This is a genomic window from Streptomyces sp. B8-7, from assembly GCF_058833805.1.
On sequence record NZ_JBYRRL010000005.1, the window covers coordinates 716704 to 729578 of the forward strand.

A 12875-nucleotide genomic window follows, 5' to 3' on the forward strand; every position below is an offset into this window, starting at 1 on the left:
TCAGAAGTGGTCGGTGAGGGGGGACGTCCGGGCCGCCATGAGCAGGCCCATGCGGTGGGTGTGGTCGTGCAGTTGACCGACGTGGGGCCGCTCGGTGAACTCGTTGGTGCGCAGGGTGAGCAGGACCTCCCAGTCGCCGAGGAAGTGGTGGCGAAGGCGCTCGGGAGAGGTGTAGTGCTCGATCATGTGGTGGCGTCTTTCGACGGGCATCATGAACTCCGCGCCGAACACACCGCCCGGGCGGACCAGGCGCTGCATGCGGTCGACGAACTCGACGAGCGGGCGGTGGTGGTTGGCACTGTAGTGCCACGAGCAGCTCGTCCAGACCGCCTCGCACTGCAGGCCCAGGGGTTCGCCGTCGAGGAAGTCGTCCTCAACGAGCTCTACGCGTTCGTGGAGTTCTTCGAGCTTCAGTCGATCGATCAGGCCCAACGCGTGTGCCTGGCTGTCACCCGGGAGGTGGACGTCGCCCCCGTGGAGGGCGACCGCGTCGCGTTCGATGGCGACGACGTGGTAGCCGGCGGCGGCGAGGGGCAGGACGAACTTGCCGTCGCTCGCGCCGACAACCGCGACGGTGGCGTCATGGGCGACGCGTTCCCGCAACGTGGCGAGGAACTGCGGGAAAAAGGTGAGGGTGTGCTCCCACAGGCTCTGTGTCTGCATGGGAGTGCGCTCCTTGCGTATCGGTGTCCGTGATCACGCGGAGGACCTCGTCAGGGCTGCGCCCGGTGGTGTCGACACGGTGCATCGGGAACGAGGCATAGGCGTCCGTCACCCGGTCCGGGACGGTCTCGACCAGTGCGTCCCACCGCGATGCCGGCTTGTTCCGCCCACCGAGGCGACGCTGTCGTTCGTCGTCGTCGCAGACGAGGTGGTACGTGACGGGTTTCGGCAGCCAGCTCGGCAGGGTGATGCCGAGCCGGGCGCCCAGGGCCCGATGGGTGGCGAGGCACCGGGCGAAGTAGCTCTCGACAACGACCGGGACGCCGGCGTCGAGATGGTGCTGGATCTCTTCGGCCGCGGTGAACAGAGCGGAAAGGTACAGGCACATCCGCGCCTCGACGTTCGTCCGCTCGTCCACCGCACGTCTGAGCGGCTGGTAGAGGGGCGGGACGGTGGCGACGAGGACGGCTTGCCGAGCGGCGGCGAGCATCGGCGCCAGGGTTGACTTACCGGTGCCGCGTAATCCCTCCAGGCTCTCGAAGCGCGGGTGATCAGGCACGGCCGTACACCACGTCCGGCACCGCGAGAGTGAGCTCGTCGGCAGAGGAGGGCTTGTGGACGATGCGTCCTGCCGCCTTCTCGTACCAGAAGGCGTGCGAGTCCTTGCCCACGGCCTTGCAGGACATGGTCAGCGCACCGCGCGGGTCGGCCTCGATGCGGTCGATCTCGCGAGGACCGTCGGACGGTGCGCACGCCTGCGGGGCGCCGTGTTCGGAGAGGTCCTCGTCGACGATCACCTCCAGGGGCAGGTCGGCCGCGGCGAGCTCTTCGCGCAGCCGGCCGTAGGCGGAGGGAGCGGTGACCAGCAGCTCGGGGTGGTCGGCGGCGTTGCCGACCGGCCGCAGGTGGTGGAGCTTGAGTTGCCGGACCCCGAGCTGCGCCAAGACTCTTACGAGAGGGAGGACCTCATCGATGTTCCGCGAGGTGACGGTCATGGTCGCGCCCGTCGATACGCCGAGGTCCCGCGCCAGACTGAGCGAGTTCAGGGCGCTCTGGTAACTGCCCTGCCTGCGGATGCCGTCGTTGGTCGATCCGACGCCCTCCAACGAGACCCTGAGCAGGTCCAAGTACGGAGCGATCTCGGTCAGGCGGCGCTCGATCCGGTACCCGTTGGTGCAGATCCCGACGCGCTGGCCCAGCTCCTCCTTCGCGTGGCGGACGACCTGCGCGAGGTCCCGGTGGACGAACGGCTCCCCGCCGAGCAGGGTCACGGTCTCCGTACCGTACTCGTCCCGCATCAGAGTGAGGAGGCTTGCGGCTTCCTCGGCGGTGAAGGCGTCGGCGTACTGGAGCCGCTCGCCGTGGAAGCAGTGCAGGCACGTGAAGTTGCAGCGGTAGAGCAGCTGCAGGTACAGCATTCGGATCTTCCTGATCCCGGTGACTTCCCCGATCACATCGGCTCCTTCGGCTGACTGCCTGTTGGGAACCCGATAGTGGCCTTCTGCCCGGGGACCTCGGCACCGCGTTCAGGGACGGTCCGAGGACGTCCTGGGACGTTTTCAGCGGCCTTCGAAGGACTCCAGGATGCTGAGGACGCGCTTCGTGTCCGACAGGTCGGGCAGGACGTCGGCAGCGCCGGCGGCGGTCAGTTCCTCCGGAGTGTGGATGCCGGAGGCGACGGCGAGGATCCCGGAGCCCGTGGTCAGAGCCGCTTCCACGTCGCGCGGAGTGTCCCCCACGAGGACGGTGGAGACGTCAGCCGGAACACCATGCAGCCGCTGCGCGCGCTCGCGGGCGACAGCGACCAGATGGGGACGGAGCTCAGCGTCCGCTCCGTAGGCGCCCACCGGTAGATCCAGCAGCGATTCGAGGCCGAACGCGGACACCTTCACACGAGCGTTGGCGGCGATGTTGCCGGTGAGAACGGAGGAGACCCAACCGCCTTGAGCGGAGGCGGCCTTCAGCGCCTCATGGACACCGGGCAGGGCAGTCCCGCGCCTGCGCAACTCCTCCAGGCGCGCTTCCCCCGCCTGCGCGAGCGCCGTCTCGATGAAGTGCCAGGCAGGTACGGGCAGCCCTTCGCGGACGAACATGTTGCGCATGATCAGCCGATCCGTACGACCCTCAGTACGCGCCGCCTCCGTGGGCTCGCGTCCCGAGAGTGCCGAGAAGGCAGCGGCGTAGATCTCCTTGCTCACCCCCGCGTTCTCGATGAGGGTGTGGTCGATGTCCCACAGGACGAAGAGCTCCATGCCGCCAGAGTAGGAAGTCGGCGAGGTTCCGCTTCAGCCACCGAGTCCCCAAACGTCCTTGCGCGATCACGCGGTGCGCCGATTCGATATCTGCTGTGAACGACCGACTGCGCACTGTGCTCGGCCAGCGCGGCGTCTCGCCCGACTCGCTGGCCCAAATCTGCGAGGTAGATCCCAAGACGGTGAGCCGGTGGCTGGGCGGGCGGATTCCCCATGCCCGGCACCGCTTCCGCGTCGCGCGACACCTGCGCGTGGAAGAGACCTTCCTGTGGCCCGAGCCGTCCAAGCGCCCCGGCGGGCCGCGGGACGGGTTAGGCACGGAACTGGTCGGCACCTACCAGAACCGGGCCAGCGTGCCCCGGGACGTCTGGCTCGCGCTGCTGCGAGAGGCTCGGCACGAGACCGGCGTCCTCGTCTTCTCCGGCACCTTCTTCGCCCAGTCCAACCCTCACGTCGCCAAGATGCTCTCCGAACGTGCCGCCGAGGGAGTGCGGGTGCGCCTGTGCTTCGGCGATCCGGACGGGCAGGCAGTCGCCATCCGGGGCCGCGAGGAGGGAATCGGCGACACCCTCGCCGCCAAGATCCGCGCCTCACTGACGTACTACCGTCCGCTGCCGGGCGAGGCCGGGTGCGCCGTACGGCTCCATGACACCGCCCTCTACACGTCCATGTTCCGCTACGACGACAACCTGCTCGTCAACCCCCACATCTGGGGACAACCCGCCAGCGCCAACCCCCTCCTCCACCTCAAGAGGGCAGACGGCACAGGGTGGTTCGACAACTACGCTCAGAGCTTCGACGCCGTCTGGGCCGCCGCGCGGCCATGGGCACCCGACCAGGAGAGGACCGCCGACCATGGGCAGGACTGAGTACTACAACGACCCCACCGCCCCGAAGGCGAACACCCTCATCCCGGCCAGCAACCTTCTCGTCGTCGACGAGACCGGCGCCATCCTCCTCCAGCGCCGCCGCGACACCGGCCAGTGGGCCCTCCCCGGCGGAGCCCAGGACATCGGCGAGACCGCAGCCGAGTGCGCCGTACGCGAGTGCCTGGAGGAGACCGGCATGATCGCGGAGATCACCGGCTTCCTCGGCGTCTACACCAACCCGAACCACATCGTCGCCTACACCGACGGCGAGATCCGCCAGCAGTACGAGAACACCTACATCGGCCGTCCCGTCGGCGGAGCGCCCACGATCAACGACGAGGCCGACGGCGTTCGCTTCGTCCAGCCGGCCGACCTGGACCGCTACGACATCCACCCCAGCATGCGCCGGCAAATCGGGGACTACCTCGCCGGCACCTATCCCTACCTCGGCTGAGCCGCCAGCGCGGCTTCCATGCGAGCTCTCTGCCCGGGGCGTGACCTGCACAAGCCGCCGACACGTGCGGGAGCCGTTCGCCGCACCATCAGGCAACGTGGTCAGCTTCCGGCGCGGGCAGACCTCGTCGAGGTGCAGGCACGGCAGGCGCATTCCAGGGGCCCTTCAGGGACTTCCGCGTCCCTTCCAGGGAGAATCCAGGGGTTTTCCGCCGGGCAGACAGGGAAGGCCCCGACAGCGCCGAGAGACACGAACGCGCTGGTCAGGGCCCATTCGCCTAGCACTCGATGATGTTCACCGCGAGGCCGCCGCGGGCGGTCTCCTTGTATTTGACGGACATGTCGGCGCCGGTGTCCTTCATCGTCTTGATGACCTTGTCCAGGGACACCTTGTGGGAGCCGTCGCCGCGCATCGCCATGCGGGCGGCGGTGACGGCCTTGACCGCGGCCATGCCGTTGCGCTCGATGCAGGGGATCTGCACCAGGCCGCCGACCGGGTCGCAGGTGAGGCCGAGGTTGTGCTCCATGCCGATCTCGGCCGCGTTCTCCACCTGCTCGGGGCTGCCGCCGAGTACCTCGGCGAGGGCGCCCGCGGCCATCGAGCAGGCGGAGCCGACCTCGCCCTGGCAGCCGACCTCGGCGCCGGAGATGGAGGCGTTCTCCTTGAACAGCATGCCGATCGCGCCCGCGGCGAGGAGGAAGCGGACCACGCCGTCCTCGTCGGCGCCGGGCACGAAGTTGATGTAGTAGTGCAGCACTGCGGGGATGATGCCGGCCGCGCCGTTGGTGGGGGCGGTGACGACCCGGCCGCCGGCCGCGTTCTCCTCGTTCACCGCCATCGCGTAGAGGGTGATCCACTCCATGGCGAGGGCCTGCGGGTCGCCCTCGGAGCGCAGCTTGCGCGCGGTCGTCGCGGCCCGCCGCCGCACCTTCAGGCCGCCCGGCAGGATGCCCTCGCGGGACATGCCGCGCGACACGCACGCCCGCATGACCTGCCAGATGTCGAGGAGTCCGGCCCGGATCTCCTCCTCGGTGCGCCAGGCCCGCTCGTTCTCCAGCATCAGCGCGGAGATCGACAGGCCGGTCTCGCGGGTCAGGCGCAGCAGCTCGTCGCCCGTGCGGAAGGGGTACTTCAGGACCGTGTCGTCGAGCTTGATGCGGTCGGCGCCGACGGCGTCCTCGTCCACGACGAAGCCGCCGCCGACCGAGTAGTACGTCTTGGAGAGCAGCTCCGCGCCGCTCGCGTCGTGCGCCCACAGCGTCATGCCGTTGGCGTGGTAGGGGAGTGCCTTGCGGCGGTGCAGGACCAGGTCGTCGTCGAAGGCGAAGGGGATCTCGTGCTCGCCGAGGAGCCGTATCCGGCCCTGCGCCCTGATCGTCTCGACCCGCTCGTCGGCGTTCTCCACGTCCACCGTGCGCGGCGAGTCGCCCTCCAGCCCCAGCAGCACCGCCTTCGGGGTGCCGTGGCCGTGGCCGGTCGCACCCAGCGAGCCGTACAGCTCGCAGCGCACCGACGCGACGGCCGGCAGCAGCTCCTCGTTGCGCAGGCGGCGCGCGAACATGCGCGCGGCACGCATCGGGCCGACCGTGTGGGAGCTGGACGGGCCGATGCCGATCGAGAACAGGTCGAAGACCGAGATGGCCACGGTCACTCCTCCAAAGGGATGGCGGGGGCACCCGGGATCCGCCGGGTGCCCCGCCGGGGACTTACTTGTTCAGGCCGGGGTACAGCGGGTGCTTGCCGGCGAGCGCCGCCACCCGGGCCCTGAGCGGAGCCACGTCCGCCTCCTCGAAGGGCGACGGAGCCTTGAGCGTCTCGGCGATCACGTCCGCGACCTCGGCGAAGTCCTCGGCCGTGAAGCCGCGGGTCGCGAGCGCGGGCGTACCGATCCGCAGACCGGAGGTCACCATCGGCGGCCGCGGGTCGTCGGGGACCGCGTTGCGGTTGACCGTGATGCCGACCTCGTGCAGGCGGTCCTCGGCCTGCTGGCCGTCCAGCTCCGACTCGCGCAGGTCGACGAGGATCAGGTGCACGTCCGTACCGCCGGACAGGACGTTGATCCCCGCCTCCCGGGCGTCCGGAGCGGTCAGCCGCTCGGCGAGGAGGCGCGCACCCTCCACGGTACGACGCTGCCGCTCGGCGAAGTCCTCGGACGCCGCCACCTTGAAGGAGACCGCCTTCGCCGCGATCACGTGCTCCAGGGGGCCGCCCTGGAAGCCCGGGAAGACGGACGAGTTCAGCTTCTTGGCGAACGCCTGCCTGGCCAGGATGATGCCGCCGCGCGGCCCGCCGAGCGTCTTGTGCGTGGTGGAGGTGACGATGTCGGCGTGCTCGACCGGGTTCGGGTGCAGCCCCGCCGCCACCAGGCCGGCGAAGTGCGCCATGTCGACCCACAGGTACGCCTCGACCTCGTCGGCGATCCGGCGGAACTCCGCGAAGTCCAGCTGACGCGGGTACGCCGACCAGCCGGCGATGATCACCTTGGGGCGGTGCTCCTTGGCGAGGCGCTCCACCTCCGCCATGTCGACCAGGCCGGTCTCCACGTCCACGTGGTACGCCACCACGTTGAACTGCTTGCCGGAGAAGTTCAGCCGCATGCCGTGCGTCAGGTGGCCGCCGTGCGCCAGGTCCAGACCGAGGATCGTGTCGCCGGGCTGGGCCATCGCGAACAGCGCGGCCTGGTTCGCGGAGGCGCCGGAGTGCGGCTGCACGTTGGCGTACTCGGCGCCGAACAGCTCCTTGACCCGGTCGATCGCGATCTGCTCGGAGACGTCGACGTGCTCACAGCCGCCGTAGTAGCGGCGGCCCGGGTAGCCCTCGGCGTACTTGTTGGTCAGGACCGAGCCCTGCGCCTCCATGACCGCCAGCGGAGCGAAGTTCTCCGAGGCGATCATCTCCAGCGTGGACTGCTGACGGACCAGCTCGGCGTCGACCGCCGCGGCGATCTCCGGGTCGAGCTCGTGCAGGGGGGTGTTCAGGACGGACATGGGTCTCCTCAGCCGGCGGTGTAGGCGGTGTACTCGTCGGCGGACAGCAGCTCGTCCTGCTCGCCCTCCACGCGCACCCTGTACAGCCAGCCGCCCTCGAACGGGGCCGTGTTCACCAGCGACGGGTCGTCCACCACGTCCTGGTTGACCTCGGTGATCTCGCCGGTGACCGGGGAGTACAGCTCGCTGACCGACTTGGTCGACTCCAGCTCGCCGCAGGACTCGCCCGCGGTCACCGTGTCACCGACCTCGGGGAGCTGGACGTAGACGACGTCACCGAGCGCGTTCGCGGCGTGCTCCGTGATGCCGACCGTCGACACGCCGTCCTCGGCGGCCGACAGCCACTCGTGCTCCTTGCTGTAGCGCAGCTGCTGGGGGTTGCTCATGGCCTGGATTCTCCTGTACGCGAGGTGGTGCTGATGCAGGGGGGACCGCCTGCCGGGGCAGGGGGGACCGCAGAGAGACCTGCGTGAGCGGCGTGAACGTGCCCGACGCCGGCTCTGCGGCGCTACGACGGTGTCACTTGCGACGCTTGTAGAAGGGCAGCGCCACGACCTCGTACGGCTCGTGGCTGCCCCGGATGTCCACACCGACACCCTCGGTGCCCGGCGCCGCGTGCGCCGCGTCGACGTACGCCATGGCGATCGGCTTGCCCAGGGTGGGGGAGGGGGCGCCGGAGGTGACCTCACCGATCACCCGGCCGTCCGCGACCACCGGATATCCGGCGCGCGGTACCCGGCGGCCCTCGGCGACGAGGCCGACCAGCACCCGCGGCGGGTTCGCCGCGGCGCGCTCGGCGGCCCCGGTCAGCGCCTCGCGGCCGACGAAGTCGCCCTCCTTCTCGAACTTCACCACCCGCCCGAGCCCGGCGTCGAACGGGGTCAGCGACGTGGTCAGCTCGTGCCCGTACAGCGGCATGCCCGCCTCCAGGCGCAGCGTGTCCCGGCAGGACAGGCCGCAGGGGATCAGCCCGACGCCCTCGCCGGCCTTCGTCAGTGCCTGCCACAGCTCGACGGCGTGCTCCGGCCGCACGAACAGCTCGAAGCCGTCCTCCCCCGTGTAGCCGGTGCGCGCGATCAGCGCCGGCACACCCGCGACCGTGCCGGGCAGGCCGGCGTAGTACTTGAGGTTGTCCAGGTCGGCGTCCGTCAGCGACTTCAGGATGCCGGGAGACTCCGGGCCCTGTACGGCGAGCAGTGCGTACGCGTCGCGGTCGTCGCGGACCTCGGCGTCGAAGCCGGCCGCGCGCTCGGCCAGCGCGTCCAGCACCACCTGGGCGTTGGAGGCGTTGGCGACGACCATGTACTCGCTCTCGCCCAGCCGGTACACGATCAGGTCGTCCAGGATGCCGCCGTCGGCCCGGCAGATCATGGTGTAGCGGGCCCGGCCCACACCCACCCCGCCGATGTTGCCGACCAGGGCGAAGTCCAGCAGAGCGGCCGCCTGCGGGCCGGTCACGGTGATCTCGCCCATGTGCGAGAGGTCGAACAGGCCGGCCCTGGTGCGCACGGCCACGTGCTCGTCGCGCTCGGAGCCGTAGCGCAGCGGCATGTCCCAGCCGGCGAAGTCGGTCATCGTCGCGCCCAGCGAACGATGCAGGGCATCGAGCGCCGTGTGGCGGAGTTCAGTACTGCTCATCGGTCGGTCGTCTCCCAAGAACCCAAGAACATGACAGGCGAGGTCGTTCCTCCCCATCTGTCATCGGAACCTGAGAGGTTCGCCATGACCGTCCGTACACACGCGTGCGGCGGCGGACGGAGGGATCACGGCTTGCACCTTGGGTGGGACCACTGCCGGCAGCGGCCCGCTTTTCAGATGTGCCTCGCCCGCGCGGTAACGGGGCCTGAGAGATTCAAGGGAGGGACTTGCTCCTTCGGCGCCCCAGCCAGGCTGGGGACTCTCCCGCGCGGATTCAAACGGCCGGTATGCAGTTAGGCGCGCCCATCATTGCACGCATCCGCCCGGTACGGCAGGGCCGCATCTGTAACCGGCCTGTGGCAGTACGCACACGAAATCCCTAGGCCGCCGCATTACCGTCTCTTTACACTCGATGGGCAAGGGTCCCGCGACCCGCCCCAGGGGAGGACGAACACGGTGAACAGGACCACGCCGTACGCCACGAGCCCGGCCCTCGCGCTGCCCGCCCAGCGCCTCGCCCCGCCCCGCGACGCCTGCCCCGCGCGGCCCGCCCCCGTCGTCCGCGACCTGCGCGAGCGGGCCGGCCGCAGCCCGCACGCCCTGCTGTTCGGCCCGCACGACCTCGTCGTCGTCACCGGGCTGCCCGGCAGCGGCAAGTCCACCCTGATGCGCCGCGCCGTGCCCGGGTCGCGCATCGACTCCCAGGACACCCGCGACCGCTTCGACGCCCGCGCCCCCCGCCTCCTGCCCTACGCCCTCTACCGCCCCCTGGTCCGCCTCGCCCACTACGCCGCCCTGCGCCGCGCCCTCGGCGAGGGACGGGGCGTCGTCGTGCACGACTGCGGCACCCAGTCGTGGGTGCGCGGCTGGCTGTCCCGCGCCGCCCGCCGCCGCGGCGGCACCCTCCACCTGCTGCTCCTCGACGTCGCACCCGGCCACGCCCTGGCCGGGCAGCGGGCCCGCGGCCGGGGCGTCTCCCGCTACGCCTTCCGGCGCCACCGCGGCGCCTTCGCCCGGCTGCTGCGCCGCGTGGAGTCCGGTGAACTCCCGGCCGGCTGCGGTTCGGCGGTCCTCCTCGACCGCGACGCCGCCGACGCACTGCGCCGGATCGGGTTCACCGGCTGAGCAGCTGAGCGGCGGGGCGGCGGGGCGGCTGAGCGGCGGGGCGGCGGGGCGGCTGAGCGGCGGGGCGGTCCGGCGGACCGGGCGTCCGCGCCCTGTCGGGCGGCCGCCTGCCGGCGGGCGGCTCCGTCCGCCTTCCCGCGCGGCCGCCTCCACTTCCCCGGGCGGATGCCTCCGCTTCCCCGGGCGGATGCCTCCGCTTCCCCGGGCGGATGCCCGCCGCCGGGCTGCTCCGCCTTCGTCGTCCGGTCCCGCCTTCACCGTCCGGTCCCGCGGCGTCCGGCCCCCTCCGGCGTCCGGCCCCGCTTCCGCCGTCCGGCCCCCTCCGGCGTCCGGCTCCGGCGGGCCGGGCGGCCCGAACGGGCCGCGACCGGCACGCGTTAGCCTTTTCAGCCACAGCAGGACTTCAGCAGGACCACGGCAGGACCACGGCAGCACCATGGCAGCACCACGGCAGGCGGTAGGCGGCAGATGGACTTCCCGGCGCAGGCACACCCCCATCCGCACGGAGGATGGCCCGGCAACGAACTGGAGGAGGTGCTCTCCGCCTCCCTCGGCGTCCCGTCGGCGGGCCCGCGCATCGTCGAGGTGCTCGCCCGCAGCTTCGTCTGGGTGCCCCTGCCGGCCGGCGGAGGCCCGGACAGCACCTCGCTGGACCTGCCCACCCTGGAGCTCGACGGCCAGGCGTACGTGCCCGTCTTCAGCTCCGAGGAGCAGTTCCGGCTCGGCGCCGGGCCCGCCATGGCGTACGCCGTCGCCCCTGCCGTGGAGTTCGCCCGCGGACTGCCCCCGCACGCGGGTGTCGTGCTCAACCCCGGCGGCGTGGTCGGTGTCCCGCTGCCGCCGCCCGCCGTCGCGGAGCTGTGCCGGGCCGGGCACACCCCGCTGGACGGTACCGCCGGCGGCGGCCGGGTCCGCCTCTTCGAGCCCGACTGGCAGCAGGACCCCGTCGACTTCCTCACCGCGGCCGCCGCCGCGTTCGACGCCACCGGCGTGGTCCGCTCGGCCCGGCGCTGCCTGGCCGCGATCGAGACGGCCGAGCCCGTGCTGTTCGTCGGCGTGGAGCTGGCCCGACTGGACGAGGAGCCGCTCACCGCCCCCAGCGAGGCCCTCGGCCGTGCCCTGGCCGAGGTCCCCGTGCCCTGGCCGGTCAACCTGGTCCTGCTGGACGTGGCGCAGGACCCGGTGGGGGAGTGGATGAGCACCGAGGTGCGCCCGTTCTTCCAGAAGTGAGCCGGGACCGGAAACAGGACCGGACCGAGCCGGGGCCGGGAGCAGAACCGGAAGCAGGGGCGGTGCGCCGCCGCCCCGGGGCGTGACACGGCCCGCCGGGGCGGCGCGGCGGGCGGGAGCGAGGGGACCGCGGGGCGGCGGGACCGAGGGGGCGGGCCGTGACCGGTGGACGGGACGGGGGCGACAGGACGTGACCGGCGGGGCGGCGGGGAACCGGCGGGTCCGGTGCGGCGGGGGCGACGGGCTGCAGCGCCGTCGTTGCGGCCGCGTCACAGATCCCTCCCGAGCCCTCCCCGATCCTCCCCCCGAACGACATAACCTGGTTTCATGACCCGGTCGAGGAAGAAGGGGCGGAAACACAAGTGAGCGCGAGCGGCACCGCCGCGACCGGCACGGTCGAGCACACGCTGCGCCAGGTGACCCCGGGGCGTTACGACGCCTACGAGGAGTTCCTGCGTGCCCTCGCGACCCCCGCCTCCGGCCAGATCTGGATGCTGCTGTGGCGCGGCCAGGCCGGTTCCCCGGACGCCCAGTACGGCGACATGCACGTGGACGGCCACTCCTACGCCCCCTGTGTGACCTCCGCGCAGGAGCTGTCGGCCAGCGGCTGGAACCGCAGCTACGAGGTCGTCGACGCCCTCGACGTCGCCCGCACCCTCTACCCCGAGCACTACGGCCTCTGGCTCAACCCGCACGCCCCCGGCGGCGGTGTCGGGGTGCCCTGGCTCGACCTGCGCCGCATCGCCACCGGACTCGACCGGCAGCCGGCCGGCCCGCTGCGGCTGACCGAACCCGCCGTCGAGATCCCCCAGTTCTACGCGCTGCTCGCACAGAACGCCCACCGCACCCCCGCCGTGCGCACCCTGCGCCGCGCCTGGGTGCAGCCCGCGCTCGGTGCCCCCTACCTCGCCATCGGGCTGGACCTGTACGACACCTCCCCGCCCGCCGTGGACTCGGTGCGCGCGATGATGCAGCAGTCCGTGGGCGCCGTCCCCGACGGGCTGCCGGTGTCCACGGTGGCCATGTCCGACGAGTACTGCCCGGTCGCGATGTGGATGCGGACCGGGGCCCGGCCGTTCTACGACCGCGAGGCGCACGCCGCGCCCGCCCCCGCGGCCGGGTACGGCTACCCGCCGGTGCACGGCGGGTTCTGAGCCACGGTGCTCCGGCGCGGCCCGCGCCCCCGAGCCCACGCCGTCCGAGCCCGCGCCCCCGAGCCCACGCCGTCCGAGCCCGCGCCCCCGAGCCCACGCCGTCCGAGCCCGCCCCTCCGCGGAGGCCGCCTCTGCGGGCCCGGCCCCTCCGGAGAGGCCGCCTCCGCGGAGGCCGTCGCTCCGGGGCGCGGCCCGCCGGAGCCCCTCCGCCGGCTCCGTCTTCTCCGCCCGAGCCCGCTCCCACCGGCAACGCCGCAGCTCAGCGGTCGGCATGACGTGCTGTCGGCGTGCCCGGCGCATCCACCGGGCAGGGCGTCGCTCACCGTAACGCGGCATCAGGGGTTCGGATAGCGGAATTCCCCGATGGGTGTCACGGTTGCGCATCCTTTCGCGGACAGGCCTGGCGCGTGATCAAGAGTGCGTTGAAGACTCACCTCTCAAGACGCCGATCGATCCTTTGACCGAGTGCTCAATAGGTGCCGACAAGGGATGAGTTGGACAGG

At 71.7% G+C, this 12875-nt stretch carries 13 protein-coding genes and 2 riboswitches; of the genes, 5 read left to right on the forward strand and 8 right to left on the reverse strand.

The window, feature by feature from the left end:
* The 4 genes from AC5K6T_RS27260 to AC5K6T_RS27275 all read right to left on the reverse strand — a co-directional run bounded on the left by AC5K6T_RS27260 (position 1) and on the right by AC5K6T_RS27275 (position 2915).
* Positions 1–663 carry a class I SAM-dependent methyltransferase gene (locus AC5K6T_RS27260; RefSeq protein ID WP_493213125.1) on the reverse strand — a complete coding sequence of 221 codons (663 nt, stop codon included), beginning with the start codon at positions 661–663 and terminating at the stop codon, positions 1–3.
* A complete protein-coding gene (locus AC5K6T_RS27265; protein WP_493213127.1) occupies positions 581–1222 on the reverse strand; it encodes a P-loop nucleotide/nucleoside kinase family protein in 642 nt (213 codons plus the stop codon). The genes AC5K6T_RS27260 and AC5K6T_RS27265 overlap by 83 nt, the downstream gene beginning before the upstream one ends.
* Complete coding sequence (locus AC5K6T_RS27270; protein ID WP_493213129.1) at positions 1215–2117, reverse strand: radical SAM protein; 903 nt, start codon at positions 2115–2117, stop codon at positions 1215–1217. Before AC5K6T_RS27270 ends, AC5K6T_RS27265 begins: the two co-directional genes overlap by 8 nt.
* Positions 2118–2222: 105 nt before the next feature.
* Positions 2223–2915, reverse strand: coding sequence for an HAD family hydrolase (locus AC5K6T_RS27275; RefSeq protein ID WP_493213131.1), 693 nt, complete (start codon positions 2913–2915; stop codon positions 2223–2225).
* Positions 2916–3010: 95 nt separating this feature from the next.
* On the opposite strand from AC5K6T_RS27275, the gene AC5K6T_RS27280 reads away from it, so the two are divergent.
* On the forward strand, positions 3011–3784 hold the full coding sequence (locus AC5K6T_RS27280; protein WP_493213132.1) for a helix-turn-helix domain-containing protein: 774 nt from the start codon (positions 3011–3013) through the stop codon (positions 3782–3784).
* Positions 3771–4238 carry an NUDIX hydrolase gene (locus AC5K6T_RS27285; protein WP_493213134.1) on the forward strand — a complete coding sequence of 156 codons (468 nt, stop codon included), beginning with the start codon at positions 3771–3773 and terminating at the stop codon, positions 4236–4238. The genes AC5K6T_RS27280 and AC5K6T_RS27285 overlap by 14 nt, the downstream gene beginning before the upstream one ends.
* Before the next feature lie 277 nt (positions 4239–4515).
* Here AC5K6T_RS27285 and AC5K6T_RS27290 read toward each other — a convergent pair whose 3' ends face one another.
* The 4 genes from AC5K6T_RS27290 to gcvT all read right to left on the reverse strand — a co-directional run bounded on the left by AC5K6T_RS27290 (position 4516) and on the right by gcvT (position 8863).
* On the reverse strand, positions 4516–5883 hold the full coding sequence (locus AC5K6T_RS27290; RefSeq protein ID WP_493213136.1) for an L-serine ammonia-lyase: 1368 nt from the start codon (positions 5881–5883) through the stop codon (positions 4516–4518).
* Positions 5884–5944: 61 nt separating this feature from the next.
* A complete protein-coding gene (glyA, locus tag AC5K6T_RS27295) occupies positions 5945–7225 on the reverse strand; it encodes a serine hydroxymethyltransferase (RefSeq protein ID WP_493213138.1) in 1281 nt (426 codons plus the stop codon).
* A gap of 8 nt (positions 7226–7233) precedes the next feature.
* The gene (gene gcvH / locus AC5K6T_RS27300) at positions 7234–7611 is read right to left on the reverse strand and encodes a glycine cleavage system protein GcvH (protein WP_493213139.1); all 378 of its coding nucleotides are present in this window, start codon (positions 7609–7611) and stop codon (positions 7234–7236) included.
* 133 nt (positions 7612–7744) lie between these two features.
* On the reverse strand, positions 7745–8863 hold the full coding sequence (gene gcvT, locus AC5K6T_RS27305) for a glycine cleavage system aminomethyltransferase GcvT (protein ID WP_493213141.1): 1119 nt from the start codon (positions 8861–8863) through the stop codon (positions 7745–7747).
* Positions 8864–8910: 47 nt separating this feature from the next.
* Positions 8911–9046, reverse strand: a riboswitch (glycine riboswitch).
* Positions 9047–9140: riboswitch (glycine riboswitch) on the reverse strand. It abuts the riboswitch before it with no gap.
* Positions 9141–9319: 179 nt separating this feature from the next.
* Between gcvT and AC5K6T_RS27310 the strand changes: the two genes are divergently transcribed.
* From AC5K6T_RS27310 to AC5K6T_RS27320, 3 genes are all read left to right on the forward strand, one after another.
* A complete protein-coding gene (locus tag AC5K6T_RS27310) occupies positions 9320–9988 on the forward strand; it encodes an AAA family ATPase (protein WP_493213143.1) in 669 nt (222 codons plus the stop codon).
* Positions 9989–10456: 468 nt separating this feature from the next.
* Positions 10457–11218, forward strand: a complete 762-nt coding sequence (locus tag AC5K6T_RS27315) for an enhanced serine sensitivity protein SseB C-terminal domain-containing protein (protein ID WP_493213144.1) — start codon at positions 10457–10459, stop codon at positions 11216–11218.
* 362 nt (positions 11219–11580) lie between these two features.
* Positions 11581–12372: an enhanced serine sensitivity protein SseB C-terminal domain-containing protein gene (locus tag AC5K6T_RS27320; RefSeq protein WP_493213146.1), complete on the forward strand. Its 792-nt coding sequence runs from the start codon at positions 11581–11583 to the stop codon at positions 12370–12372.
* The last annotated feature ends 503 nt before the right edge of the window (positions 12373–12875 follow it).

Coding starts and splice junctions, on each gene's coding strand:
- AC5K6T_RS27260 (WP_493213125.1), bottom strand. CDS start 663: ATGCAGACACAGAGCCTGTGGGAGCACACCCTCACCTTTTTCCCGCAG.
- AC5K6T_RS27275 (WP_493213131.1), bottom strand. CDS start 2,915: ATGGAGCTCTTCGTCCTGTGGGACATCGACCACACCCTCATCGAGAAC.
- AC5K6T_RS27285 (WP_493213134.1), top strand. CDS start 3,771: ATGGGCAGGACTGAGTACTACAACGACCCCACCGCCCCGAAGGCGAAC.
- glyA (WP_493213138.1), bottom strand. CDS start 7,225: ATGTCCGTCCTGAACACCCCCCTGCACGAGCTCGACCCGGAGATCGCC.
- gcvH (WP_493213139.1), bottom strand. CDS start 7,611: ATGAGCAACCCCCAGCAGCTGCGCTACAGCAAGGAGCACGAGTGGCTG.
- gcvT (WP_493213141.1), bottom strand. CDS start 8,863: ATGAGCAGTACTGAACTCCGCCACACGGCGCTCGATGCCCTGCATCGT.
- AC5K6T_RS27315 (WP_493213144.1), top strand. CDS start 10,457: ATGGACTTCCCGGCGCAGGCACACCCCCATCCGCACGGAGGATGGCCC.